Annotated in this window: 20 protein-coding genes and 2 tRNA genes; 8 read left to right on the forward strand and 14 right to left on the reverse strand. The window is 64.3% G+C overall.

Going from position 1 to position 24,740, the window contains the following annotated elements; all coding sequences use genetic code 11:
* Positions 1-25 precede the first annotated feature (25 nt).
* The 3 genes from ACZ1G8_RS08475 to sppA form a co-directional block, all read right to left on the reverse strand.
* On the reverse strand, positions 26-1,225 hold the full coding sequence (locus ACZ1G8_RS08475; protein WP_472679010.1) for an acyl-CoA dehydrogenase family protein: 1,200 nt from the start codon (positions 1,223-1,225) through the stop codon (positions 26-28).
* Positions 1,226-1,454: 229 nt separating this feature from the next.
* A tRNA-Val gene (locus tag ACZ1G8_RS08480) sits at positions 1,455-1,529 on the reverse strand.
* Between the two features lie 72 nt (positions 1,530-1,601).
* Positions 1,602-3,482 (reverse strand): signal peptide peptidase SppA, encoded by a 1,881-nt coding sequence (sppA, locus tag ACZ1G8_RS08485; RefSeq protein WP_472679011.1) that lies wholly within the window; start codon positions 3,480-3,482, stop codon positions 1,602-1,604.
* 113 nt (positions 3,483-3,595) lie between these two features.
* Between sppA and ACZ1G8_RS08490 the strand changes: the two genes are divergently transcribed.
* Together ACZ1G8_RS08490 and ACZ1G8_RS08495 are read left to right on the forward strand one after the other, a co-directional pair.
* Positions 3,596-4,621: an aspartate carbamoyltransferase catalytic subunit gene (locus ACZ1G8_RS08490; RefSeq protein WP_472679012.1), complete on the forward strand. Its 1,026-nt coding sequence runs from the start codon at positions 3,596-3,598 to the stop codon at positions 4,619-4,621.
* The gene (locus ACZ1G8_RS08495; protein ID WP_472679013.1) at positions 4,618-5,850 is read left to right on the forward strand and encodes a dihydroorotase; all 1,233 of its coding nucleotides are present in this window, start codon (positions 4,618-4,620) and stop codon (positions 5,848-5,850) included. The genes ACZ1G8_RS08490 and ACZ1G8_RS08495 overlap by 4 nt, the downstream gene beginning before the upstream one ends.
* A gap of 69 nt (positions 5,851-5,919) precedes the next feature.
* Here the strand turns inward: ACZ1G8_RS08495 and ACZ1G8_RS08500 are convergent, their stop codons facing one another.
* The 3 genes from ACZ1G8_RS08500 to ACZ1G8_RS08510 are packed head-to-tail and all read right to left on the reverse strand — an operon-like array spanning position 5,920 to position 8,839.
* Positions 5,920-7,308 carry an SPOR domain-containing protein gene (locus ACZ1G8_RS08500; RefSeq protein ID WP_472679014.1) on the reverse strand — a complete coding sequence of 463 codons (1,389 nt, stop codon included), beginning with the start codon at positions 7,306-7,308 and terminating at the stop codon, positions 5,920-5,922.
* 42 nt (positions 7,309-7,350) lie between these two features.
* The gene (locus ACZ1G8_RS08505) at positions 7,351-8,091 is read right to left on the reverse strand and encodes a hypothetical protein (RefSeq protein WP_472679015.1); all 741 of its coding nucleotides are present in this window, start codon (positions 8,089-8,091) and stop codon (positions 7,351-7,353) included.
* A 31-nt stretch (positions 8,092-8,122) separates the two neighbouring features.
* The gene (locus ACZ1G8_RS08510) at positions 8,123-8,839 is read right to left on the reverse strand and encodes a ParA family protein (protein ID WP_221429228.1); all 717 of its coding nucleotides are present in this window, start codon (positions 8,837-8,839) and stop codon (positions 8,123-8,125) included.
* A 210-nt stretch (positions 8,840-9,049) separates the two neighbouring features.
* On the opposite strand from ACZ1G8_RS08510, the gene ACZ1G8_RS08515 reads away from it, so the two are divergent.
* The 4 genes from ACZ1G8_RS08515 to bfr all read left to right on the forward strand — a co-directional run bounded on the left by ACZ1G8_RS08515 (position 9,050) and on the right by bfr (position 12,287).
* Positions 9,050-10,129, forward strand: coding sequence for a tetratricopeptide repeat protein (locus ACZ1G8_RS08515; protein WP_472679016.1), 1,080 nt, complete (start codon positions 9,050-9,052; stop codon positions 10,127-10,129).
* Positions 10,126-11,409, forward strand: a complete 1,284-nt coding sequence (locus ACZ1G8_RS08520; protein WP_472679017.1) for a DUF418 domain-containing protein — start codon at positions 10,126-10,128, stop codon at positions 11,407-11,409. The genes ACZ1G8_RS08515 and ACZ1G8_RS08520 overlap by 4 nt, the downstream gene beginning before the upstream one ends.
* Positions 11,410-11,479: 70 nt before the next feature.
* Positions 11,480-11,674 carry a (2Fe-2S)-binding protein gene (locus ACZ1G8_RS08525; RefSeq protein ID WP_221429226.1) on the forward strand — a complete coding sequence of 65 codons (195 nt, stop codon included), beginning with the start codon at positions 11,480-11,482 and terminating at the stop codon, positions 11,672-11,674.
* A 121-nt stretch (positions 11,675-11,795) separates the two neighbouring features.
* Complete coding sequence (gene bfr, locus ACZ1G8_RS08530) at positions 11,796-12,287, forward strand: bacterioferritin (protein ID WP_221429469.1); 492 nt, start codon at positions 11,796-11,798, stop codon at positions 12,285-12,287.
* A 312-nt stretch (positions 12,288-12,599) separates the two neighbouring features.
* Here bfr and ACZ1G8_RS08535 read toward each other — a convergent pair whose 3' ends face one another.
* The 4 genes from ACZ1G8_RS08535 to ACZ1G8_RS08550 form a co-directional block, all read right to left on the reverse strand.
* Positions 12,600-13,088 (reverse strand): DUF2721 domain-containing protein, encoded by a 489-nt coding sequence (locus ACZ1G8_RS08535; RefSeq protein ID WP_472679018.1) that lies wholly within the window; start codon positions 13,086-13,088, stop codon positions 12,600-12,602.
* Positions 13,081-14,520: a ribosome biogenesis GTPase Der gene (gene der, locus ACZ1G8_RS08540; protein WP_472679019.1), complete on the reverse strand. Its 1,440-nt coding sequence runs from the start codon at positions 14,518-14,520 to the stop codon at positions 13,081-13,083. The genes ACZ1G8_RS08535 and der overlap by 8 nt, the downstream gene beginning before the upstream one ends.
* 216 nt (positions 14,521-14,736) lie before the next feature.
* Complete coding sequence (locus ACZ1G8_RS08545) at positions 14,737-15,033, reverse strand: DUF3297 family protein (RefSeq protein WP_472679020.1); 297 nt, start codon at positions 15,031-15,033, stop codon at positions 14,737-14,739.
* A 39-nt stretch (positions 15,034-15,072) separates the two neighbouring features.
* Positions 15,073-15,321 carry a hypothetical protein gene (locus tag ACZ1G8_RS08550; RefSeq protein WP_472679021.1) on the reverse strand — a complete coding sequence of 83 codons (249 nt, stop codon included), beginning with the start codon at positions 15,319-15,321 and terminating at the stop codon, positions 15,073-15,075.
* A 162-nt stretch (positions 15,322-15,483) separates the two neighbouring features.
* On the opposite strand from ACZ1G8_RS08550, the gene ACZ1G8_RS08555 reads away from it, so the two are divergent.
* Positions 15,484-15,568 (forward strand) — tRNA-Leu (locus ACZ1G8_RS08555).
* Positions 15,569-15,627: 59 nt separating this feature from the next.
* Entirely contained in the window at positions 15,628-17,193 is a 1,566-nt protein-coding gene (tig, locus tag ACZ1G8_RS08560) for a trigger factor (protein WP_472679022.1), read from the forward strand.
* Between the two features lie 58 nt (positions 17,194-17,251).
* Here the strand turns inward: tig and ACZ1G8_RS08565 are convergent, their stop codons facing one another.
* From ACZ1G8_RS08565 to ACZ1G8_RS08580, 4 genes are all read right to left on the reverse strand, one after another.
* Positions 17,252-18,616 carry a cation:proton antiporter gene (locus ACZ1G8_RS08565; RefSeq protein ID WP_472679023.1) on the reverse strand — a complete coding sequence of 455 codons (1,365 nt, stop codon included), beginning with the start codon at positions 18,614-18,616 and terminating at the stop codon, positions 17,252-17,254.
* Between the two features lie 15 nt (positions 18,617-18,631).
* Positions 18,632-20,233: an amidase gene (locus tag ACZ1G8_RS08570; protein WP_472679024.1), complete on the reverse strand. Its 1,602-nt coding sequence runs from the start codon at positions 20,231-20,233 to the stop codon at positions 18,632-18,634.
* A complete protein-coding gene (locus tag ACZ1G8_RS08575) occupies positions 20,154-22,250 on the reverse strand; it encodes a TonB-dependent receptor plug domain-containing protein (RefSeq protein ID WP_472679025.1) in 2,097 nt (698 codons plus the stop codon). The genes ACZ1G8_RS08570 and ACZ1G8_RS08575 overlap by 80 nt, the downstream gene beginning before the upstream one ends.
* Positions 22,251-22,476: 226 nt before the next feature.
* On the reverse strand, positions 22,477-24,531 hold the full coding sequence (locus ACZ1G8_RS08580; RefSeq protein WP_472679026.1) for a TonB-dependent receptor plug domain-containing protein: 2,055 nt from the start codon (positions 24,529-24,531) through the stop codon (positions 22,477-22,479).
* Between the last annotated feature and the right edge of the window lie 209 nt (positions 24,532-24,740).

The raw sequence follows: 24,740 nt of genomic DNA on the forward strand, positions 1-24,740 counted from the left end.
GTCTCTCTCCGCTCGTGCTCTGGCCTCAGAGGCCGAGGATCATTTTCGTGATGATGTTGCGTTGGATCTCGTTCGATCCGCCATAGATCGAGGTCTTGCGCATGTTGAAATAGGTTTCCGCCGCATGCGCCGAATAATCGGGGCCGACCGGATATTCGTTGCTGCCGTCGTCGTTCGCGACACTGTGATAATAGGGTGCGGCATAGCTGCCGACCGCCTCCAGCGTGAGTTCGGTCAGGCGCTGCTGGATCTCGGTGCCCTTGATCTTGAGGATTGAGCTTTCCGGTCCCGGACCCTTGCCCGCCTGTTCACCGGCGAGCGTGCGCAGCTCGGTGATTTCGAGTGCGGCAAGGTCGATCTCCAGTTGGCTCACTTTGCGGGCGAATTCGAAGTCCTCGATCAGCGGTTCGCCGTCGACGGTCTCGTTCGCGGCGATCTCGCGCAGCTTCTCGACGCCGCGCTTGGAGCGGGCGACACCGGCGATGCCGCTGCGTTCGTGGGCGAGCAGGAACTTGGCGTAGGTCCAGCCCTTGTTCTCTTCGCCGACGAGGTTTTCGACCGGTACGCGAACGTCGGTCAGCCAGGTTTCGTTGACCTCGTAGCCGCCGTCGAGAAGCTTGATTGGCTTCACTTCGACACCGGGCGTTTTCATGTCGACGAGGATGAAGCTGATGCCTTCCTGCGGCTTGGCGGCGTCGGTGTCGGTGCGGCAGAGGAAGAAGCCCCAGTCGGCATATTGAGCCAGCGTGGTCCAAGTCTTCTGGCCGTTGATGACGTAGTGGTCGCCGTCGCGGACCGCAGTGGTCTTGAGCGAGGCGAGGTCCGAGCCTGCACCTGGTTCGGAATAGCCCTGGCACCACCACACGCTGCCATCGCGGATCCCCGGAAGATGCTTCGCCTTCTGCTCTTCATTGCCGAAGGTGTAGATTACGGGGCCAACCATCGACACGCCGAAGGGTAGCGGCATGACCGCGTTCACGCGGGCATTCTCTTCCGACCAGATGTAGCGCTGCGTCGGGGTCCATCCTGTGCCGCCGTATTCGACCGGCCATGCGGGGACCGACCAGCCCTTTTCGCCAAGGATCTTGTGCCAGGCGAGGAAGTCCTCGCGCGAGAGGTCTTCGCGAAGGCCGACATCGCCGAGGTGTTTGGGATAATTCTCGGCAATGAATGCGCGAACCTCTTCGCGGAAAGCCTGTTCTTCGGGGGTGAATTCGAGATTCATGTGCTCAAGCTCCGATAGTCGTTCAGCCGTGCTCGCCATGCCCTTAGGGCAGTGCCTGAAGGCGGCAGATAACCTCACCTAGGCGAAGGTCAGCGGGAATCGCAATGGGCTGGCCGGGGCCGGCGCGAAGATTCCTTCGGGAGTGCGAAAGCCGCTTCGCCGGCATAGCAGACCGAAGCTCGTCGCGCCTTGCAGGAAGCCGTAACGGAAATATCGTGACCGGAGACGATGGTGGGCGCGGCAAGGATTGAACTTGCGACCCCACCCGTGTGAAGGGTGTGCTCTACCACTGAGCTACGCGCCCGCCCGATTTCGGTGCCTGAAGCACCGGGCAGGGGCGCGCCTTTACGCGGCGAATCGCCCCATGGCAAGCGCCTCAATCGGTGAAGAAGGCAGCCACGCGCGCGAGGAATCCATCGAGCGTTTGCTGCCCCTGCGCCTTGGCAGAAGCGGGCGAAGGGCAGGCGAGGCAATAGGCCTGTGCACCGCGTGCCCTCAGCAGTCGCTGGGCATCGGTGACGATCATCCCGGTGCGCGCGACTTCCTGGCCTGCGAGCATGGCGAACACGTCACGGCCCTCCGCATCTTCTTCGCCGATCAGCAACTGGCGCAGGATCGTATCGGTCCTGCTCGACTGGTCGCCGAGATAGGCTGCGTGCCACTCGCCATCGCCGAGCTCGGCCTGGGCAGCGACCCACGCGAGGGCTTCTTCCATGCCGCCATATTCGTCGACGAGCTGGAGCTGGCGGGCGGTGCCGCCGTCCCAGACGCGGCCCTGACCGACGGTGTCGACCTGGTCGCGGGTCATCGAGCGGGCGGATGCGACGCGCGAGAGGAAGTCTTCATAGCCGTCCTCGATCGAAGCCTGCAGGATGCGGTCGACCTCGGGCGTGAAGCCGCCGATGAGGTCCGGCTGGCCCGAAAGGGGGCCGGTTGCCACGCCGTCGCTGTTCACGCCGATGCTGGCAGCGGCTTCCTCGAAGGTCGGGATGACGGCAAAGATTCCGATCGATCCGGTGATCGTCTCGGGCTCGGCAAAGATGCGGTCGGCCGGGGTCGAAACCCAGTAGCCGCCGCTTGCCGCGACATTGGCCATCGACACGGCGACGGGAATGTCGCGCGCCTTGTGACGCATGATCGCATCGCGGATTTCTTCCGATGCAAGCACCGAGCCGCCGGGCGAATCCACGCGGACGACGAGGCCTGCAAAGTCGCGGTCGAGCGCTTCGTCGAGCAGTTCTGCGATGCGCGCGCCGCCGGCCGTACCGGGACCCGCGTCGCCATCGACGATCTCGCCGGCCACGGTGATTACACCGATAGCCTTGCCGGAACTGTCCCACGGATTTGCTTCGAGCCATGCGTTGAGCGGGGTCGAGGGATAGGCGCCGGGAAGGTCGCTCCACTCGTCTTCGCCCACCAGTTCGGCAACGCGCGCGCCGAACTCAGCGGAGTTACCCAGGTTGTCGACGAGGCCCGCCTCGAGAGCGGCGGTCGCGAGATCGCCATTGGCGGCTTCCACCCACTCAGCAGGCGAATTGGTGACCCGGTCGAGGTCGACCGAGGGACGCGCGGCCTTCACGCTGGCCTGCCATTCTTCCCACAGCGCGCCGTAGAGCGCGTTGGCATTCTCGCGCGCAGGCTCGGACATGCCGCTTTCGGTAAAGGGTTCGACAGCGCTTTTGTAGGTGCCGACCTTGTAGACGCGTGCGTTGACCTTCAGGCGTTCCAGCAGGCCCGCGAAATACAGGCGGTCGCCGCCCGGACCCGCGACGATTGCGCCGCCAAGCGGGCTCATCCAGACCTCGGTCGCGTGTGCGGCGAGGAAGACGCCGTCATCGGCATAGGCGGTGGCATAGGCGAGGACGGGCTTGTCGGCCTTGCGGACGCGATCGAGTGCTTCGCCGATATCGTTCAGGTGGACCTGGCCGGCACCGAGGAACCCGTCGAGGTCGAGTACAACGGCGGTGATGCGATCATCCTCGGCTGCCTTGTCGATCGCACGCACGAGGTCGCGTGACTGGAATTCGCCGATCGGGGCAGTCTGGGAAAGCAGGGCTTCGAAAGGGTCGATCGGGGTGCGTTCCTCGACCACGACACCGTCGAGTTCGATCAGGAGCGCGCCCTCGCGGACCTGCGCCGGGCTCGGCCGCGCGGTAAGGACAGCGAATAGCGCCCAGAAGAACAGCAGCATGAACAGGAGGACGAGACCGTCCTTGATACCGACCAGCAAGCGCCAGACTTTGCCTGCAAAACCCATGAATTCTCGCCCCTTGTTTGCGTCTTTCATCCTAGACGTAGGGAAGGGCGGTGCGATGTGCCACAGGAATATGCTTGAGGCGCTTAAACCACTCGACTAAGGGCGTGGCTTTAATGACAGCTTCGGACACCTCGCCTCACGCGGCCCGCTATCCTGCGGGTGCGCTGGCCTTCCCGCATCGCGACCTGCTCGGCATCGGCCAGCTGGAGCGACACGAAATTCTGTTCCTGCTCGACGAGGCGGAACAATGGGTCGATTTGAACCGCCAGCGAACCAAGCACAGCGATACGCTGGCCGGACTCACCATCATCAATGCCTTCTTCGAAAACTCGACGCGCACGCTGCTGAGCTTCGAGATCGCGGGCAAGCGCCTCGGCGCCGACGTGGTCAACATGCACGCCGCGCAGTCCAGCGTGAAGAAGGGCGAGACGCTGATCGATACTGCGATCACGCTCAATGCCATGCGCGCGGACGCTATCGTGATCCGTCACGGGTCGAGCGGGGCGACCGGACTGATCGCGGACAAGGTCGATTGCCCCGTGCTCAATGCCGGTGACGGCCAGCACGAGCACCCGACGCAGGCGCTGCTCGATGCGCTGGCACTGCGCCATGCGCTGCGCGAACGCGGCGAGACGGCGGACGACTTCACCGGTCTCAAGATCGTGATCTGCGGCGATATCCTGCACAGTCGCGTCGCGCGCTCGAACCTGCTCTGCCTGCAGGCGCTGGGTGCAACCGTGCGGCTTTGCGCGCCGCCTGCGCTGATGCCGAGCGGGATCGAGGCGATGGGCGCCGAAGTCTACCACGATTTCGACGCAGCGCTCGACGGGGCGGATGTCGCTATGATGCTGCGCCTCCAGACCGAGCGCATGAGCGGACAGTTCATTCCCTCGGCGCGCGAATACCACCACCTCTACGGGCTCACGAAGGCGCGCCTCGAAAGGGCGAAGGACGATACGCTGGTGATGCACCCTGGACCGATGAACCGCGGGGTTGAGATCGACAGCGAGGTCGCCGACATGATCGACCGCTCGATCATCACGCGGCAGGTCGAGATGGGCGTCGCCATCCGCATGGCATGCCTCGACGTGCTGACGAGGCGCGGCCGAGGGGTCGAGGGATGGGGAGACGCGGTATGAAGCAGGTTTCCCCCATCACTATCGCCAATGGCCGCATTCTTACGCCCTCGGGCATCGAGGATGGCGCGCTGCGCCTCGCCGACGGCGCGATTGCCGCCATCGGGCAGGACATTGCCGAAGAGGGCGACAGCATCGTCGAGGCGCGAGGCAAGCTGGCCGCTCCCGGCCTCGTCGACCTCGGCGTCTTCGCGGTCGACAAGCCGGCCTTCCATTTCGGCGGGATCACGCGCGCGGCGCTGATGCCCGACCAGTCGCCCATGCTCGATTTACCGAGCCGCGTTTCCTACATCGCCAAGAGCGGCAAGCCCGATTTCTGGGTCCATCCGCTGGCCGCGGCAACGCGCGGCCTCGAAGGCCGTGAAATCGCCGAGATCGCCCTCATGCGCGAGGCAGGGGCCAGGGGCATTGCCACAGGCCGCAAGTGGATCTCGGACAGCGGCGTGATGCTGCGCCTGCTGCAATATGCAGCGATGCTCGACATGCCGGTCATCACCCATGCCGAGGACGCGGCACTTGTGGGCGATGCGGTTGCGACGGCAGGCGAATATGCAACGCGTCGCGGCCTCCCGAGCGCGCCCGCAGAAGCCGAAGCGATCGCCATCGCGCGCGATCTTGCTCTCGCAGAACTGGCCGGGGCCCGGATCCATTTCCGCCAGGTCACGACCAGGGCCGGCCTCGATCTCGTCCGCAAGGCAAAGGCAAGCGGACAGCGCGCGACTGCGGGCGTGACGCCTGCGCACTTCATGCTGTCCGATCTCGCCACCGCCGAGTTCAGGACCTTTGCGCGCCTCTCCCCGCCGCTGCGCAGCGAAGCCGATCGCGGTGCAGTGCGCGAAGCTATTGCCGATGGCACGATCGATGTCGTCTCGAGCGGTCACGATCCGCGCGGCCCCGAAGACAAGCGCCTGCCCTTTTCGGACGCCGAACCGGGTATGGCGGGGGCCGAGACGCTGCTCGCCATGGTTCTTTCGCTGGTGCGCGATGAGGTCATCGACCTGCCGCGTGCATTCGACCTCGTCTCGCGCAACCCGGCAAACCTGCTCGGTGTCGATGCAGGCCAGCTCAAGCCCGGTTTCGAAGCCGACATCGCGCTGGTCGATCCGGACAAGCCCTGGGTCATCCAGAGCGCCAAGATGGCGGCGACGGCGGGCAATACACCCTTCGACGGTCAGCCCACCCAGGGGCGCGTTACCGCGCTGTGGAAGGGCGGGGTCGCAATCGACCTATAGCGCATAAGAAAAGCCCCTCCCGGACGGATCCGGAAGGGGCGAGGCTCGGTGGTATCTCTATCTGTGCGCTTAGCGCGCTGCGACCCGTACCGTTCCGTTGTCGAGCAGTGCGCCCGGCAGCGGGTTATTCTGTGCGTAGGCGATGCATCCGCCGCCCTTGCCCTTGACGCTCGAGCACATGTCGCGGGCCGAGTCCTTGGCATAGCCGACCGCCGCGACGCGGAAGTACAGCCGGCCATTTACGCGGGCCTTGCTGATCGACCGCTCGGCGTCAGCCAGTTCGGGATACATGGCCTTGAACTTTTCCCAACCGGCCAGCGCGTCTTCCATCGTGAAGTAGGAGCCGAGCTGGATGTTGTAGTCACCCTTCGACACCGCGAGGGTCGGAGCAGCTGCCGGCTTCGGTGCCGGAGCAGGCTTTGCAGCCGTTGCCGGTTTCGCGGCAACCGCGGGCTTCGCGGCAACGGCGGGCTTCGCCACCGGCGCGGAAACCTCATCTTCACCATCAAGCGACGCAACCACGACCGGCTTCGAGCGATCAGCATCTACCGGCACGAAGCGCGGCTCGTCGCGCACCGGTGCGGCAGGAGCTGCAGCGGCGACTTCGACTTTGTCACCGGCATCGACGTCGAATGCGACGATCTCTTCTTCAGCGACCGGATCGGCGGCGGGAAGTTCGGCGACGAAAGCGAAGTCGCTATCAGCCTGTTCGACGTTCTCCGATGCCAGCATGTCGACGCTGGGATTGTTGTGCAGCGCGAGCATGGTCGGCAGGCCGGGATCGTTGCTGATCTCGACATTGAGCAGGCTTGCGACGCGGGTGCGATACTGTTCCGGACGGGCGATGGCGCCCCATTCGGCCATGCGTTCGCCGACCTTGTCGGCCGGTACGTCCTCGGCAACCATGATGCGCGCTTCGCGCCACTGGCCGCTCATTGCGTAGGCATAGGCGAGGTTCTGGCGAACCTTGGCAGTGTTCTGGCCATCGCGCAGGGCGTTGGAGAGAACGTGCACGCCGCGCTGCGGCTGGCCGGCAAGGGCGATGGCAAGACCGAAGTCCGCAGCATCGAGAGCGGTTTCATGGCGCTCGAGCGTGTAGATCGCGGCGGCGCGGTCGCCCATGCCGGTCTGTGCCAGCGAGAGGCTCACGACGGTGCGCGGCGAGGTGTCGCCGAGTTCGATCGCGTCCGAGAATGCCTGGGTAGCCGAAGCGAAACGACCGGCCTCCATGTAGGCATTGCCGAGCAGCGTGCGGGCATATGCGTCGCGCGGGGTCGCAAGGACCGCGGCTTCGGCATGGTCGACAGCCTTGCTGCCCTTGCCTTTCTGGAGCGCGGTTTCGGCCTTTGCAGCCGAGTGGGCCGCCGTCGGCGCGACCTTGCCGGTGCAGCCGGCGAGGGCGGTCGAAGCGATCGCCGTCGTGACAGCGAGCCGGATCAAGGTGTTCCTGTTCGTCATTGCATTACCCCTCAAAAGGCGATCCCACGTCCTTCAGGTTTCTCAGTGTGAGCGCTGCTGCACCTGGGCAGCAAGGCTCGCGATTTCCGGCATTTCGGCCAGGAGGCCGTCAAGTGCGTCGGTCACCAGCTGCTGTGCGCTGCTGCCGCGAACGGTGCAGGCTAGGCGCAGCATCAGGTGACGCTCAGGGTCGAGGCGCAGCGTGAAGGCAGCGCGCTTGCCCTTGCTCGCCGCGCTGGTGCGCTTGGCGTGCTTGGTCTTCTTTTTCTTCTTCGGCGCAGCGATGGCGGCGGCAGCGTCGAAGCGAACTTCGGTCGGGCTTGCGACCTCGTCTTCGGCTTCCTGCTGGCCGAGCTGGCTGGCGATCTTGTCGAGCGATTCGCGCACGCTGTTCGCGCTCATCGAATCATCGTAATGGCGCGATCCGATGGGCACGATTTCCGCGCTCGCAGCTTCGTGGTCATGCGCATCGTTGTCATGCGCAAGATCTGCATCTTCGCCGTCTTCGGCAGCACCGCTCTTGATCAGGCCCGTTTCCGCCAGCGTGGGTGCCTTGGGCATGAAGCGGCGTGCTTCGCCGGCATCGGCATCATCGAAGTTAGCGGGCGAGGGTGCAGGGGCGTCTTCGCCCATGTCGTTCCAGCCCAGGTCTTCGAGGTTGGCCGCGGCGGAAACGCCGTCGACCGGGCCCTGTGCCGCCGACTGCGGACGCATGGCAGGCTTCGCGCCGCCCTTGCGTGCGAGCAGGGTCGAAGAAAGAGAAGCGAAATTGGCGTCTGACATCCGGCTGGCCTCCGCCTTTCCTTAGTTGCTCTTACTGTGCCACCCGACGGCCGAAGCCACCGGCTGGGCGATAGGCACCGGGCTGCTGCGCCTGCTGGTTGGGCGCAGAGAAGACGGTGCGGCGGAACTGCTTTTCGAGCCGGTCCGCGACGTATTTCCAAAGAGCGGTAATTTCGGCCGAGGAACGGCTTTCCGGGTCCACTTCCATTACCGTGCGCCCGTCGATCATCGAAGCGGCGAAGTCGGTACGGTGGTGAAGCGTGATCGGGGCAACGGTGCCGTGCTGGGAGAGCGCGACTGCTGCTTCCGAGGTGATCTTCGCCTTGGGCGTTGCAGCGTTGACCACGAAGATCAGTGGCTTGCCGGCGCGTTCGCAAAGGTCGACCGTTGCACCGACAGCGCGCAGATCGTGCGGGCTGGGGCGAGTCGGGACGACGATCAGTTCGGCAACCGAAATCACCGACTGGATGGCCATGGTGATTGCCGGCGGCGTATCGATCACAGCGAGCTTGAAGCCCTGCTGTCGAAGGATCGCGAGGTCCGAAGCGAGCCGTGCAACGGTGGTCTGTGCGAAGGCGGGAAGTTCCGCTTCACGCTCGTTCCACCAGTCTGCAAGCGACCCCTGCGGATCGATATCGATAAGGACGACCGGGCCAGCGCCCGCTCGCTGGGCCTGAACGGCCAGATGTCCGGAGAGCGTGGTTTTACCCGATCCGCCCTTCTGCGATGCCAAAGCCAGTACACGCAAGGCTAGGTCCCCCTATAGCGCCTGTTCAATCAATCTGCCGCGGTGTTTGCGGCGGTCTCGAAACCGGGATCGCAGACTACCCCTAATTTAAGGTTAATCCCGTTAAACATTCCGCATTTTGCGGGTAGCGACGGGATGTTAAGACGCGGCCTGCTATTCCGGTCCCAGCGGTCCGGTGAGGTCCGGCGCCGCTTCGTAATGGATTGGGTTATGGCGATATCTGGTAAACAATTCGTACTGCCCTGCGCCGCGGCGATTGCGGTGCTGGTGACCGCGCCCGCATTGGCGGATACCCGCGCTGGCGTCTCCGCATGGCAGGCCGGCGATTACAGGGAAGCGGTACGCGAATTCGAGGCGGCAGCAGCTTCCGGCGACAGCCACGCGCTCTACAATCTCGGCCAGGCATATCGCTTCGGGCTAGGCGTTGCGCAGGACCTCGTGCGCGCGGAGAGCTATTACGCGCAGGCCGCCGAAGCAGGGAATGAGCAGGCGGCGGACATATACGGCGTGCTCCTGTTCCAGCGCGGCGCCGAAGCCGATGCCTTGCCTTTCCTGAGGGCAGCAGCGCGCCGCGGCGATGCGGCCTCGCGCTATTTCCTCTCCGTCGCGCATTTCAACGGCGACGTCGCGGAACGCGATTGGCCACTCGCCTTTGCGCTGGCCTCTCTTGCGAGTGACGGCGGGCTGCCGCAGGCCGGAAGGGCGCTTGCGCGGATGGAGCCCTATCTGAACGAGGAGCAGAAGAGCGAGGCCGTGATGCTCGCCTCGCGGATTCGCGAAACGGCGCAGGCACCCGCAGCCGACAGCAGGCTCGCTGTTGCATCGCCGTCACGAAGTGCCGCTCGGGCTTCCGTTCCCGCTCCGGCTCCTGCGGCTGTGGCAGCACCAGCGCCACCGCCGCCGCCCTCTCCGGCTCCTGCGCGCCAGGCACCTGCACCTGCAACCGCCACGGCAAGCGGTCCGTGGAAGGTCCAGCTTGGTGCGTTCCGGGTCCCGGGCAACGTCGGCCGGATGTGGCAGAAGGTTGCGGACATGCCCGAATTTTCGGGGCGGCAGCGAGATCGAGACAGCTGCCGGGCGCCTCACGATCCTGCAGGCCGGTGGCTATGCGAGATCGCGAGGATGCACGCCGGGCTTGTGCCGCCCTCAAACGGCGCGGGGACGACTGCCTCGTTACCCGCTGACGAAGCGCGGACGCGTCCCGAAATCTGTGCGGTTACAAGAAGTGCGTATTCCTGCAGCGCCTCCTCGGTCTATGAAGGAGGCATGAGGCGGGAGGAAACGACGTGAGCGATGCGCATTCCGATACAGGGCCGGTGCCAGCCGAGGTGAAGCCGGTAGCCGAGGCAGGGGGACGGATCGCCAGCCTCGACTTCATCCGCGGGATCGCGGTCATGGGCATTCTCGCCGCCAATATCGTGGCCATGGGCCAGCCGTTCACGGCCTACATGTATCCGCCTGCTTTCACGGTCGATCATTCGGCAAGCGAAGACTGGATGTGGGTGGCCCAATTCGTCCTGATCGACGGAAAGATGCGCGGGCTGTTCACCCTGCTGTTCGGCGCGGGCCTTTATCTCTTCATGGAAAAGGCCTGGGCGAAGGGTGCGACGCGCTGGCTTCAGGCGCGGCGATTGGCCTGGCTGGGCGTCTTCGGACTGCTCCACTACTACTTCATCTGGCGCGGCGACATCCTGCTTCTCTACGCTGTGTGCGGCTTGATTGCAGTCGCTCTCTTCATCGGGATGAGCGCGAAGAAACAGATGGTGCTCGGTCTCCTCGGCTATGTCGCTGGCGGCATATTCTACGCGGCGACGATGCTGTTCATGCAGAACATCGCGGAAGGCGATCATGGCGGCAGTGTCGCCCTCGAGCAAATGCAGGAGCAGTTCAACGAAACGCGCGACAAGGACCTCGCCGACGGGGTCGCGGAAACGCGGATCAGGGAGGACGGCAGCTATGCGGATTTGGTGGGACACACATTCGACAAGCACGCCGCAGACCAGCTGAGCATGCTGGGCTTCTTCGCATTCGAGACCCTGCCACTGATGCTGATCGGAATGGCGCTCTACAGGTGGGGTCTCTTCGAAGGTCGCATGGACCGGCGAAAGCAGCGCTTCTGGGGCTGGACCGGCCTGATAGTGGGCGCAGCCGCATTCCTCGTCATAGCGCTCGAGACGATGAAAGGCGGCGTCACCTACTACGGTGCGCTCACCGCGTTCGTCGGCACTTCGCATTTCCCGAGGCTCGCCATGGTGCTCGGCCTGACAGCCTTGCTGGCGCTCTACGCGCCGCACGCAGGCAGCTGGCTGGGCGACCGGGTCTCCGCGGCGGGCAGGGCGGCGTTCACCAACTACCTCGGCTCTTCGCTCGTCATGCTGGTCGTGTTCGGGAACTGGGGGCTCGACCTGTTCGGGCAGCTCGGCCGGACCGAGCTTTATGGCGTCGTCCTCGTCGCCTGGGCCGTCATGCTTCTCTGGTCCAAGCCATGGCTCGATCGTTTTCGTTATGGTCCGCTCGAATGGCTGTGGCGCTGCCTCACCTACGGGAAGCGTTTCGCCTTGCGTCGTTGAAGGCTTGCTAATGCGAATGATTCGCACTACACCTGTTTTTGCGAATCAATCGCAAAGGAAACCCGAGCGCATGTACACCTGCATCTGCAATGCCATTCGTGAAACCGATCTGCGCAATGCAGCGCGCCGGTGTCCGGGCGATGCGGAAGCCTGTTATGCCTCGCTCGGCAAGCGTCCTGCTTGCGGAACCTGCCTCGATGAAGCCGAGGCCATCATCTTCGAAGAGCGCGAACTGGCCTTCAAGCCGACCAGCGTCGCGGCCTAGTTTCCGCTACTGAAAATCGCTCGCAACTGGCGGAATTCCGCCGTTTTTTGACCTTTTCGGCTTGTGCCGTCGACGTGCTGCGCGCATAGAACGCGCAAACATTCCGACGGAGACGAAATCCATGAAGGGCGATGCCAAGGTCATCGAGTTCCTGAACAAGGCGCTCACCAACGAACTGACCGCGATCAACCAGTACTGGTTGCACTATCGCGTGCTAGCCGACTGGGGCGTGACCAAGCTCGCCGAATACGAGCGGCACGAATCGATCGACGAGATGAAGCATGCCGACGTGCTGGCGGAACGCATCTTGTTCCTCGGCGGCCTTCCCAATTTCCAAGCTATTCACAAGCTCAAGGTCGGCGAGACGGTCGAGGAAATTCTCAAGGCCGACCTCGCGGTCGAGATGGAAGCGATCCCCCTGCTTCGCGATGCGATCACGCATTGCGAGGAAGTGCGCGATTACACCACCCGCGAGATCTTCGAGCGTATCCTCGAGAGCGAGGAAGAGCATGTCGACTTCCTCGAGACCCAGTTCGACATGATCGAGCGCATGGGCCTGCAGAACTACGTCCAGCTCAATTCGAAGGCTGCCGGCGAAGGCGAAGAGGGCTAACCCGCCCGCACTTCCCAGAAACAAGCATCTGCGCCGCCTCGCTTGGTCAACCGGGCGAGGCGCGTGCCGTCACACCACAACTCCGCATCGCCTGAGGACACGTTGATATCTGCGATCAGCAGGGCAGTGGGCACATCGAAAGCCTGAAAAGTTACCGGCTCTCCCTCTCGCGCGTCATGCGGGCTTAGGGCAATTTCTATGCGCGGCATGGCATCTCACCCCTCGTGTAGGAAAGACCTTGCGACGCCGATCTTGAAGGACCTGCAACCCCGGCCCTAGGGTGTTGCCGCTAGGTCGGTTGGCGTGCCGCGATCAGGGGCCGAAGCGGCGTTCGTCCATGCGTTCGCGGTTGCGCTTGGCCGCCACTCTCGTCTCGAGCAGGAATGAGGCGAGGCCGGCCATCAGCAGGCCCATCGTCAGAACCCATGTGAAGGCGACCAGCGTGCCGAGCTGCGCCCTGACGAAAGCGCTCACGAACAGCAGCATGATGACGATGCTTATGGTGAATGCTGATGCCGTGCTGAGCATCACGGCGCGCTGGGCATGGACACGCCGCTTCTCCAGCGCCGGAAGCTCGACGAGAAGCTCGCTTCCCTCGTCGCCGTCGCTCACCTTGAGGATTTTCTCGATCTTGTTGGCGACCCAGATCAGGCGGTTGGTCATGACATTCATGACCGCGCCGATGCCTGCGAGCAGGAAGGCGGGCGCCATCGATAGCTGGACCACATTCTGCACGCGGATCGAAGAGCTGGTCCTCTCCAGCAGCTCGATACCAGGGATGAGCAGAAGCGCGTCAGTCACGCCCCTCTCCGCCGGAGAACTTGCCGCCACCGCCGCGGTTCGCATCGTAGGGGTTCTTGGGGCTCTTCAGCACCACGCGCACAGGCACGGCATCGAAGCCGAGCTTCGCGCGAATGCCGTTCACGAGATAGCGCTCGTAGCTCTTGGGCAGGTCGTCCAGCCGCGTCCCGAAGACCACGAAGCGCGGCGGGCGCGTGCTCGCCTGCGTGATGTAGCGCAGCTTGATCCGGCGGCCGCCCGGTGCGGGCGGCGGGTTGGCGGCCAGCGCATCGTCGAACCATCGATTGAGCGCAGCGGTCGGAACGCGGCGGCTCCATGCCTCGCGGATCTCGAAAGCGGCGGAGAGCATGGTGTCGATGCCCTTGCCGGTCTTGGCCGAGACCGCGAACAGCGGCACGCCGCGCACCTGGCTGAGGCCTTCGTTCAGCGCCTCGCGAATGCCGTTGAACAGCGAGGACGCATTCTCTGCGATGTCCCACTTGTTGATCGCGACGATTAGCGCGCGGCCTTCTTCGAGTACCTGGCTGGCGATCTTGAGGTCCTGGTGTTCGAGGCCCTTGGTCGCATCGAGCAGCAGCACCACGACTTCGGCGAAGTCGATCGCGCGGCGTGCGTCGGCGACCGAGAGCTTCTCCAGCTTCTCGGTGACCTTGGCGCGTTTGCGCATGCCGGCGGTGTCGATCAGGCGGATCTCGCGCATCTCGTCGGTCTTGGGATCGTGCCATTCCCAGTCGACGGCGATGCTGTCGCGCGTGATGCCGGCCTCGGGGCCGGTCAGCAGGCGGTCCTCGCCAAGCATGCGATTGATCAGTGTCGATTTGCCCGCGTTGGGGCGTCCGACGATGGCGAGCTTGAGCGGGCCGGACAGGTCTTCCTCGTCCAACTCGGCCTCGATCTCTGCGGCTTTCTCAGCCGCTTCGGCTTTGGCGCCGATGATCGGCCATAGGCCCGTGAACAAGTCTGCAATGCCTTCGCCATGTTCTGCCGACACGCCAAGCGGTTCGCCCAGCCCGAGGCTGTAGCTTTCAAGGATGCCGGCTTCGGCCGCCTTGCCCTCGGCCTTGTTGGCGACGAGCACCACAGGCACTTCCTCGGTGCGCAGCCAGCGCGCGATCTCTTCGTCGAGCGGGGTGAGGCCGGCACGCGCGTCGATCACGAACATTGCGGCATCCGCGCCTTCCAGGCTGACTTCGGTCTGCTTGCGCATCCGGCCCGGCAGGCTATCCGCGTCCTCGTCTTCCCAGCCCGCGGTATCGACCACGGTGAACTCGAGGCCGGCAATTTCGGCATCGCCCATGCGGCGGTCACGCGTCACCCCCGCCTGGTCGTCGACCAGCGCGAGCTTCTTGCCGACGAGCCGGTTGAACAGCGTCGACTTGCCGACGTTGGGCCGGCCGATGATGATGACTGTAGGTTTCTGTGTTGCGCTCATGGTCTTGCCTTGCGGGCAGGTGGGCGATTGCCGGTGGTTTGGCAAGGCCGGGAGGGTGTTCCAACAGCTTGGAACGGATGGAACACGGTCCTGGAAAGAAAAACGCCGCCGCGCGAATTTGGGGCGCAGGCGGCGGTTTTCAACGGTTTCCGGCGGGCGAGAGGCAACATCTTGGTGCCTCCTGCCATCGCGCGGCCCTTGTAGGAAAGAGCAGGGTCAGTCGGCTTTTGCGACCGGCGGATTGTCGCCGAGGTCTTCGAACCAGGCTTCGACGGGGCCGTTGAGCTTAAGGGTCAACGGGTTGCCCTTGCGGTCGACGGTCTTGCCCGCCTGCACGCGCACCCAGCCTTCGGGAATGTTGTATTCCTCGATATCGGTGCGGGTCCGGCCCTTGAACTTGATGCCCACGCCGCGCTGGAGCACGTCGACGTTGAAATGCTCGCTCTTCGGATTGACCGAGAGGTGCAGGGGCGGGGTCTTGGGCTTGTCGTCAGTCTTGGTATCTTCGCTCATGCCGCGCGCCTTTAATCGTGCAGGGGGCCAGCGACAAGCTCAATCAGGCGGGAGCTGCGTTGCGACGTCCATCAATTGCTCGCCTTCGCCGTCGCGTCCGCCTTCCATGGCGGGCTTCATCGCGCGCTCGGCCTCGATGTCGATTTCGCTCGGCTCGTCTGCGCTCGCAAGCACCTTGCCTTCGCTCTCGCCGTCGGCAGCCATTTCGGCGGCGGTTTTCGGGTCCGCATCGGGATCGATCGCTGGCGGAGTGGCAGGTGGAATCGTGGGTGTTTCGTAGTCGCTCATTTCTGCGATCCTTTCACGATGAAAACGGCCTGCCGCACGAAGGCGTTCCCCAATCGCGTTGTCACCCGCCGACACGCTTGCCCTTTTGGTCGCATCCTACTAGAGGCACGCGCCTATATGCGCGGCGTACCCACGTTGGCGCACAGCCTCGCTTTGCGGTTTGCGGGCGTGGCGGAATTGGTAGACGCGCTGGTTTTAGGTACCAGTATCGAAAGATGTGGGGGTTCGAGTCCCTTCGCCCGCACCAGTTTCGCCCTCTTGCAGGCCTCTCGCACAGACAGACAGTAAACCACGAGTTCCAACCCCATGCAGATCAAAGAAACCGCCAACGAAGGCCTCAAGCGCGCCTACGCGATCACCATCAAGGCCAAGGAAATCGACGAGCGTGTCGATTCGGAGATCAAGAAGATCGCCCCGCAGGTGAAGATGCCCGGCTTCCGCCCCGGTAAGGTCCCGGCGAACCTTGTACGCAAGATGCATGGCGAACAGCTTCACGCGCAGGCCGTGAACGACATGATTCGCGAATCGGTCGACAAGACCATGGCCGACAACAAGCTCAAGCCGGCGATGCAGCCGAAGGTCGAGCTGGGCGAAGGCTATGAGGAAGGCAAGGACGCCACCCTCACCGTGGAACTCGAAGTGCTGCCCGAAGTCGAGGCACCCTCGACCGAAGACATCAAGATCGAGCGCCTGACCGTCCCCGTGACCGACGAGGAAGTCATGGACGCGATCGGCAAGCTTGCCGAGAACAACAAGAGCTACAAGGACGCAGCCAAGACCAAGAAGGCAGCCGAAGGCGACCAGCTGATCATCGACTTCGTCGGCCGCGTTGACGGCGAGGAATTCGAAGGCGGCAAGGCCGAGGACGCAGCCCTCGTGCTCGGCTCGGGCATGTTCATCCCCGGCTTCGAAGACCAGCTGACCGGCGTGAAGACCGGCGATGCCAAGACCATCGAAGTGACCTTCCCCGAAGACTACCAGGCGACGCACCTAGCCGGTAAGAAGGCCGAGTTCGACGTTACCGTGAAGAAGGTCCAGGTCGAAGGCGAGAGCAAGATCAACGACGACTTCGCGCAGAAGTTCGGCCTCGACGGTCTCGACAAGCTGAAGGAACTGCTGCGCGGCCAGCTTGAGCAGGAAACTGCCGGCCTCACCCGCACGCAGATGAAGCGCTCGCTGCTCGACCAGCTGGCAGCCGGCCACGACTTCGCCGTGCCGCAGGGTATGGTCGATGCCGAGTTCAGCCAGATCTGGACGCAGCTCCAGCAGGAAGCCGCTCGTTCGGAAAATCCGGAAGAGATGCTCAAGGAGATGGAAGCCGAGAAGGACGACTATCGCAACATCGCCGAGCGCCGCGTGCGCCTTGGCCTGCTGCTGTCGGAAATCGGCCAGGCGAACAACGTGCAGGTCACGCCGAACGAGATGAGCATGCTCATCCAGCAGGCTGCCCAGCAGTATCGCCCGGAAGACCGTGAGCGGTTCATGCAGTACATCCAGGACGAGCCGATGGCTGCGGCCCAGCTTCGCGCTCCGCTCTATGAAGATAAGGTCGTCGACTTCCTCTTCGACAAGGCCGAGATCACCGACCGCGAAGTGACGCGCGAGGAACTCGAAGCCGCTATCGAGGCCGACGAGACCGAGGAAACCAAGAAGCCCGCCAAGAAGAAGGCACCGGCCAAGAAGAAGGCGCCCGCCAAGAAGGCAGCTGCCAAGAAGTCGGACGACAAGAAGGACGAGAAGAAGCCTGCTGCCAAGAAGGCCCCGGCGAAGAAGGCTGCCGCCAAGAAGGACGAGGGCGAGAAGAAGCCCGCGGCCAAGAAGGCACCTGCCAAGAAGAAGGCACCGGCCAAGAAGGCTGCTGCCAAGAAGTAAGCTTCGGGCAGTCTGACGCTATCGAAGGGGCGGCGGGAGCGATCCTGCCGCCCTTTTGCTATTCGGGCTTGGAGGTGGCCTCGATCGCGATGCGGCTGTCATCTGGCGCGAGGCAGGCCATCTCCTCTTCCTGCCCCTCATGAATGTGCGCGCGGCGGCGCTCGACATAGGCGATCAAGGGCCCTGCCACGATGCCGTGGACCACGATCGACAGCAGGATCGTGAAGCTCGCGGTGGCCCAGAGGATATCGAGGCCCTCGAACGTGGCGTGGTTCTGGCCATAAGCGAGGTAGTAGATCGAACCCATTCCGCGAACGCCGAGGAAGGCGATGGCGAGCTTGCCGATCATCGGGAGGTCGCACAGGCTTTCGGACAAGAGGCCGCCCAGTGGACGGATCACGAATACTAGCGCGATCCCGACCAACGCGGCAGGCCAGGTCAGCGCATCGAGCACGCCGCTCGCCAGCATGGCCCCGAAGCCGAACAGGACCGCGACAAGCACGATCTGCTCGATCTGGTCGATGAAGTGGTGGCTGAGCTTGTGATAGCGGCTGCGGTTCTCGCGCTGGCGGGCCGTCACCGCACCGACGAAGACGGCGAGGAATCCGTAACCCTCGGCAAGCTCTGCAAGGCCATAGGCGAGCAGCAGCGTGCCCAGCACGATCAGCCCTTCGCTGGTCGAATACTTCGGCTGGTCGGCGCTGTCCTCTTCCTCGATCTCCTTCATCGGCGCATCGGCCTCGCGCTCGAAGACGTACCATGCGCCCGCGCGGCCCACGGCCCAGCCGACCGCGGAGCCTGCCACGATGCGCCAGACAAGGTCGAGCGCTGCCCATTCGAGCGTCCAGCCGCCGAGCGAGGTCATGCCCACGGCGGCAATCGCGAGATAGGTGAAGGGGAAGGCCAGCCCGTCGTTGAGGCCGGCCTCGACCGTCAGCGAGAAGCGCACGTCATGGCGCTGGTTCTCGCCCGGCGGGCCGACCTGCACGCTGCGCGCAAGCACCGGATCGGTCGGTGCCATCGCCGCGCCGAGAAGCAGCGCGCTCGCCACCGGCAGGCCGAGCGCCCACCAGCCGAGGAAGGCCACCGCCGCGATCGTCAGCGGCATGGCGATCACCAGCAGCGGCCAGATCTGGCCCCAGTTCTTCCAGCTCACCGGACGGTCGATCGCGATCCCTGCCGCCATCAGTGATGCGATGACGATGAATTCCGTAATGTACTCGAGCGCGAGCGCGTCGAAGCCGTCGAGAGTCGGGTTGATGTTGGGCAGCCCGAGGGGCAGCGAATAGAGGACAAACCCGGCCGCGACATAGACGATCGGCAGCGAGAGCCAGAAGCGGGCGAGCCTCTTCTCGAGCGAAACCGCAAGCGTCAGGCCCAGCCCGAAGATGACGAACATCAGGATGCGCGGTTCGAACTCCACGATCCCTTAATCCTGTCAGCGGGTCGCCGGTTCCCATGGGCCGAAGCCCGGCTCGGGCAGCGTGGCGCTGCGCACGCGTTCATAGGCCGCGCCCAGTTGCAGCACTTCGAAGTCCGCCCACTTCGCGCCGAACAGGCTGATGCCGACCGGCAGGCCCTCGATGTCGCCCATCGGAACGGTCAGGTGCGGATAGCCTGCGATCGCGGCGGGAGAACCGAAACCGATCCTGCCGTTGAAATTGTCGCCATTGACGAGGTCCGAGGTCCACGAGGGGCCGCGCGTGGGCGCGGCGAGGAAGGCGACCTGGTGCTCTGCCATCAGCGCGTCGAGCGTCTCCTCGCCCGCGATGCGCACGGCATCGGCCTTCGCGCTCTCATAGGCCTCGCGATCGGTCGAGCTCTCGGCCAGTTCGAACAGGTCCTGCCCGAACCAGCGCATCTCGGCTTCGGCATTCTCCTCGTTGAAGGCGATCAGGTCGGCGAGGCTGCGGGGCATGTTCTCGCCCGGCAGGCTGGCGAGATACTTGCCCATTTCCTCGCGCAATTCGAACATCAGCACGGTGAAGCTGTCGCCATACATCTCGTTGTTGGGATCGAACTCGATATCGACCAGCACCGCGCCTGCGGCTTCCAGATCGGCGAGCGCGGTATCGAACACCTGCGTCAGGTCCTCGCGGTTGCCGACCTGGTTGCGCATGACGCCGATACGCACGCCTTCGAGCGAGAAATTGTCGAGCCCCGTGTGATAATCCGCGCGCCTCGGTACGCCCACGGTCGCCGCGTCGGCTTCGTCTTCCGAAGCGATTGCCGAGAGCAGCAGCGCCGCATCGGCAACGCTTCGCGTCATCGGGCCGGCGGTGTCCTGAGTGCTCGAAATCGGCACGACATGCGTGCGGCTGACCAGCCCGACGCTCGGCTTGAAGCCGACGACGCCGTTGATGCTGGCGGGACAGGTGATCGATCCGTTGGTCTCGGTGCCGATGGCCGCCCAAGCGAGACCGGCTGCCACCGCAGCCCCGCTGCCGCTCGAGGAGCCGCAGCTGTTGCGGTCGGTCGCATGCGGGTTGCGGGTGAGGCCGCCCACCGCGCTCCATCCGCTGGTCGAGGAATTGTCGCGGATGTTGGCCCATTCGGAGAGATTGGTCTTGCCGAGGACCACGCCGCCATTTTCGCGCAGTGCGGCGATCAGCGGCGCATCGCGGCCGGTGAAATTCTCGGCAAGCGCAAGCGAACCCGCGGTCGTCGGCAATTCGGCGGTCTCGATATTATCCTTCACCAGCACCGTGCGCCCGGCGAGCGTCAGGCCAGCCGCTTCCGCTTCGCCTGCCTCGCGCGGGGCATCGGGGTTGACCGAAATGACCGCATTGAGCTGCGGCCCCGCATCGTCGAGCGCTGCGATCCTCTCGAGATAGACACGGGCGTCTTCTTCGGCCTGTTGCGCGGCGGCTGGCGAGGCGATGAGGGCAAGGGCGAGCGCAAGGATCCGGTGCTTCATGGCATCGCAACCTGCCAGCGCGCGGCGCGATTGCAAGCGCGCGCTAGAAATCCCCGCTGATCTGGAAGTTGAAGATCGGGCCGATGCGGCGGTCCATATACTCGCGGAAGGCCACCGGCGCATCGGGGCGGTCGCCCTCGTAGACGGTGCGCTCGAAGTAGTTCCGCGCGCCGAGGATGTTGCCCGCCGTCGCGCGCACGGTCAGCCCGAAGACGTCCTTGTGCTCGGCGAAGAGCCACGCAAACGTCGGGCCTTCCCACCCGCGGCCGACCTCGTAACGGCGCGAATAGCCAGCCGGATTGAAGGTGTTGATGCCGCTGCCCACCGCCCAGTCGCTGTCGGGAATGTCATAGCGGAAATCGACGTTGAGCCGGTCGATCAGGTCGTTCGAGAATGGCCGGTCCTCACCGGTGAAGGCGTCGGTCACGCTCATCCAGCGCTTTACGCCGTTGATATCGAAGCGCGCCCCCTTCCAGCCGATCGGGTCCATGTTGATCGTCGCGTTGAGTTCGAGGTGCGTGCGCGTGGCATTGCCGATATTGCCGCGTGCCTCGCCGCCATCGTCGAGCGGGAACCAGTCGATGAAATCCTCGAACCAGGCCTGCTTGGCAGTGAACTTGAGCGAACCCCATGCGCCCAGGGCCTTGTTGAGCTCGAGATCGACTTCCCAGCTCTGCGGCGGGACGAGCGCGTTGTTGCCGCCGTTCTGGTTGTCGTCATTGAGGTTCACGCTGCCGAGGAAGGCGCCGAATGACAGCTGGCCCACCCGCCGCGCGCCGGTGATGGCCACGTCGAAATCGTCTGCAGGCTTCCAGCTGAGCGCGAGCGATCCCTTGGGACGTTGGAACGAGCGGGCATTGGCCGCCGAGCCGGTCTGCTCGATTTTGGAATACTCGCCGCCCGCAATGGCTTGCAGCGAAAGCGTCGGGCTGAGCTGGGTCGAAAAGCTGAGCGTGCCCTCGTAGCGATCCTCGGTCACACCACCATTGCCGGCCGGGAAAGCGATCTGTTCGAAGTCGCCATTGTCGTCGAGGATGGAGAGCCGAGAGCTTCGATCGAGCCGGTTGAAGGCTGCTTCGCCCGACAGCTGCCAGTCGGCATTCCACATGTTCCAGCCATATTCGAAACGCCCGATGCGCTCCCCTTCGCCATCGCGGCGTTCGAAACGCGATCCCTCGGATGTGCTGCCGTCATCGAATGTGTCGACGACCACGGCGGTCATATTGTCGCGTTGGTAGCGCTCGAGGCCGATCAGCTTGAGCTTCCCAGGGCCGAACGGGAATTCGATGTCGCCGCCGATCTCGTAACGCGGACCGCGCTCGCGCACATGGGCATCTCGGGTCCTGACGGGTCCCGCGACGGGGAATCCGGTCTCGGGCATGTCGCGGAAGATGAAGTTCTCGCCGTAGCTCAAATTGAGATTGGCAAAGGCCCCGCCACCAAAATCATAGGTGAAATTGGTCGCGAGCTTGGGATTGTCGAACCCGCCGGAAAACTTTGTCTGCTGTTCCTCGATGAGCGACCCGTCGGCAGCCGTGACAAGGATGGGTCCGTCCGCGCCGAACCGGTTGTTGTCGTTCGAAAGCGAGAGGGTGAAATCGAGCGGGCCGTCGCTGCCCGTCATCGATATCTCGCCGCCGAGGTAGCGAGCCTCGGTATTGTAGGGGCGAAAGCCGGGCCGCCAGTTGAACTGGCCCGATGCGCCATCGCTTTCATAGATGACGTTGGCGATCAGGCCGGTGAGCCCAGGGATGTCAAGCGAATTGCCGTCAACCAGTTCGATACGGAGGACGTCGCTTGCGGGAATTCGGGCGAGCTGGTCGCGGACCGAGTCCGACTTGCTGGAGAAACGCTCTCCATTGACGATGACGTTCTGGTCCGCCTGGCCGAGGCCGCGCTGGCCCTGGTCGTTGCCGCCCTTGATCGAGAAACCGGGCAGGCGCTGCACCATGTCAAGCGCATTGCGGGGTGCGAACTGTTCGAAATAGGCGGGCTGGAAGACGCGTGCGCCCTCGGTGACGGGCTGCGAGGGCACATTGGGATCGCCGCTTGGCGCCGGATCCTCCGCGTCTGCATGGGCAGGGGTCGCCATGGCGCATGCGATGGCGAAAAGGCTGACGGTGTAAAGACGATGACCCATAATCTCTCCTGCGATCCGAGCCTTCGCCTACATCTGTAGACGCAACGCCCAATCCGGCATCGACCGGGGGCGTTCGGATCACGACGAACGACTCGCTTCATCGACGAACGGCGAGATGGGTGGCGCTTCGAAACCTTACCCGAAGGCGCGCGCTGCGCTCGCGGGGGCGGGGTATGAAGCTGTTGATTTTACGCGAATTGTTTGGCCGGTGCGCAACTTTGACGCTTCAGAAATTCCCCGACACGTTGAAGCGGAAAATCGGCCCGATGCGCAGGTCCCGGTCCTCGGTGAAGAGGACAATACCCGCATCGCGGGGCCCGTCGTAGACGGTGCGGAAGAAGCGCTCGCGGCCACCGAACAGGTTCGATGCGCTCAGGTTCACCGTCAGGCCGAGCACGTCCTTGTGTTCGATGAAAGCACTGACAAAGACGGGGCCTTCCCATTCGCGCGAGATTTCCGACAGGCGGAAGCGCGGGCGGATTCGATTGTATTCGAAACCGCCACCCCAGGCGAAATCGCTGCCGGGAATATCGTGGCGAAGGTCGATCTCGGCCTCGCGATCGGCGCGGCCCGAAAAGTCGCGCAGGAGACCGGTCACCGGGTCGGCGACTTCGCCTTCCTCGTATTCGAGCCGCACATCGAGCTGCGCACCCTTCCAGCCGAGATTGTCGAGCCGCAGGGTCGTCGACCATTCGATCTCGGTGCGCCGGGCCTTGTCGATATTGCCATTGGCCTCACCGCCGCCGGCCAGCGGGATGAGGTCGACATAGTCCTCGATCCAGCGCTGCTCGACCATCAGCGTGGTCGACCCCCAGCTGCCCAGCACCTTGGCGACCTCGAGGGTGATCTCCCAGGTCTGCGAGGGGACCAGCTCGTTGTTGCCCGCGTTCTCATTTTCCTGGTCGAGCGCGACGCTGGCGAGGAAATCGCCGAAGTCGAGCTGGCCCACGCGCCTTTCGGCAGCGAGCGAGATGTCGAGGCCCTCTTCGGGCTGCCAGGCGAGCGAAGCGGTTCCCTTGGGGCGCTGGAAGCTGCGCGAGTTGGCGCCGAAGCCGGTCTGGCGGATGTTCGAATATTCGCCGCCTAGCGATGCCTGCAGCACCAGCCGGTCGGTCAGCGGGCGCGTATAGGTGAGCACGCCCTCGTAGCGATCTTCCTTCACCCCGCCCGATCCGCCGGGGAAGGGGATCTCCACGAAGTCGCCCTGGTCGTCGAGCGTGAATAGGCCCGAGACGCGCTCGAGCCGGTTGAAGGCCGCCTCGCCCGCAAGCTGCCATTCGCCGCCGAGCATGGGCCAATTGTATTCGAAGCGCCCGATCCGCTCGCCCGACCCGCCTTCCGATGCAAAGCGGGTCCCGATCGAGAGCGAGCCGTCCTCGGGCGTGTCGATCACGGTGGCGGAGGATACGTCGCCGTCCCACGCTTCGAGCCCGATCAGCTTCAGCCGACCCGGGCCGAGCGGGAAGGTGAGGTCGGCGCTGATCTCGTATTCGGGCGCGCCGCCATCGCGCGCGTTGAAGCGTGCGATCACGCTGTCGTCCGGGAAGAAGCGGAGCTCGTCCTCGAGCCGGTCGAAATAGGTCCGGGCGAGGAAGGCGTTGACGTTGGCCGTCGTCCCGCCGCCAAAATCGTAGCGCAGCGCGCCGCTGACGCGCGGTTCGTCGAAGGCACCGGTGAAGATGGTTTCCTGCCGTTCGATCACGTTTCCGTCGGCATCGCGGAACACGGTCGGGCCGGTGGAGCCGAAGCGGTTGTTGTTGTTCTCGATGGCGAGGGTGAAGCCGAGGTTGCCGGTGTTGCCCGAGATCGAGACCTCGCCGCCGTACCATTCGGGATCGACCTCCGTGGTGCGCACCGCGCCTTCCCAGATGAACTGGCCCGACAGCCCGCCCGCCTCCACAATGACGTTGGCAACGAGGCCCACGAGACCGGGCACGTCGAGCGTTGCGCCTTCGACCAGCTCGATGCGGCGCACCTTGTCGGCCGGGATGCGGCGCAGCTGGTCGCTGACACTGTCGGACTTGGACGTGAGGCGCGCGCCGTTGACGATGACATTGTCGCTCGCCTGGCCGAGCCCGCGGCCTCCGCCGCCTCCACCGCCCGAGATCTGGAAGCCCGGCAGCTGCTCGACCATGTCGAGTGCATTGCGCGGGGCGAACTGGGCGAAATACTCCGGCTCGAATACGCGCGCGCCCTTGGTCGCCTGCTCGGAAGGTATTTCCGCGGCAGGTGCAGGCTCCTCGTCCTGCGCAGACGCAAGCGTAGGTGCCGTGAGGGTCACGGCAGCAGCAATCCATCTCAAATCAATGATTGTATTCACTCGTATCGTCAGTCCCGCCGCAGGCAGCTAATTGTGTGCTCGCGGCTGTTAAGAGACGCTCGACATATGCAAAACATGGCCCGACGAACCACGTTCCCGCCTTTGCAAAACCCGGTGTTAACCGTTTTCACCTACTGACGAAGGGCGCGAGCCGCCGGGCTGGGGGCCGC

The organism is Qipengyuania sp. BR81-2 (assembly GCF_055693895.1).

Excerpts from the sequence above, each read along its gene's own strand:
- ACZ1G8_RS08475 (WP_472679010.1), bottom strand. The coding sequence starts at position 1,225 with ATGAATCTCGAATTCACCCCCGAAGAACAGGCTTTCCGCGAAGAGGTT.
- sppA (WP_472679011.1), bottom strand. The coding sequence starts at position 3,482 with ATGGGTTTTGCAGGCAAAGTCTGGCGCTTGCTGGTCGGTATCAAGGAC.
- ACZ1G8_RS08490 (WP_472679012.1), top strand. The coding sequence starts at position 3,596 with ATGACAGCTTCGGACACCTCGCCTCACGCGGCCCGCTATCCTGCGGGT.
- ACZ1G8_RS08495 (WP_472679013.1), top strand. The coding sequence starts at position 4,618 with ATGAAGCAGGTTTCCCCCATCACTATCGCCAATGGCCGCATTCTTACG.
- ACZ1G8_RS08500 (WP_472679014.1), bottom strand. The coding sequence starts at position 7,308 with ATGACGAACAGGAACACCTTGATCCGGCTCGCTGTCACGACGGCGATC.
- ACZ1G8_RS08505 (WP_472679015.1), bottom strand. The coding sequence starts at position 8,091 with ATGTCAGACGCCAATTTCGCTTCTCTTTCTTCGACCCTGCTCGCACGC.
- ACZ1G8_RS08515 (WP_472679016.1), top strand. The coding sequence starts at position 9,050 with ATGGCGATATCTGGTAAACAATTCGTACTGCCCTGCGCCGCGGCGATT.
- ACZ1G8_RS08525 (WP_221429226.1), top strand. The coding sequence starts at position 11,480 with ATGTACACCTGCATCTGCAATGCCATTCGTGAAACCGATCTGCGCAAT.
- bfr (WP_221429469.1), top strand. The coding sequence starts at position 11,796 with ATGAAGGGCGATGCCAAGGTCATCGAGTTCCTGAACAAGGCGCTCACC.
- der (WP_472679019.1), bottom strand. The coding sequence starts at position 14,520 with ATGAGCGCAACACAGAAACCTACAGTCATCATCATCGGCCGGCCCAAC.
- ACZ1G8_RS08545 (WP_472679020.1), bottom strand. The coding sequence starts at position 15,033 with ATGAGCGAAGATACCAAGACTGACGACAAGCCCAAGACCCCGCCCCTG.
- ACZ1G8_RS08550 (WP_472679021.1), bottom strand. The coding sequence starts at position 15,321 with ATGAGCGACTACGAAACACCCACGATTCCACCTGCCACTCCGCCAGCG.
- tig (WP_472679022.1), top strand. The coding sequence starts at position 15,628 with ATGCAGATCAAAGAAACCGCCAACGAAGGCCTCAAGCGCGCCTACGCG.
- ACZ1G8_RS08570 (WP_472679024.1), bottom strand. The coding sequence starts at position 20,233 with ATGCGCCGGTGGCCTTCCGCGAGTATATGGACCGCCGCATCGGCCCGA.
- ACZ1G8_RS08575 (WP_472679025.1), bottom strand. The coding sequence starts at position 22,250 with ATGGGTCATCGTCTTTACACCGTCAGCCTTTTCGCCATCGCATGCGCC.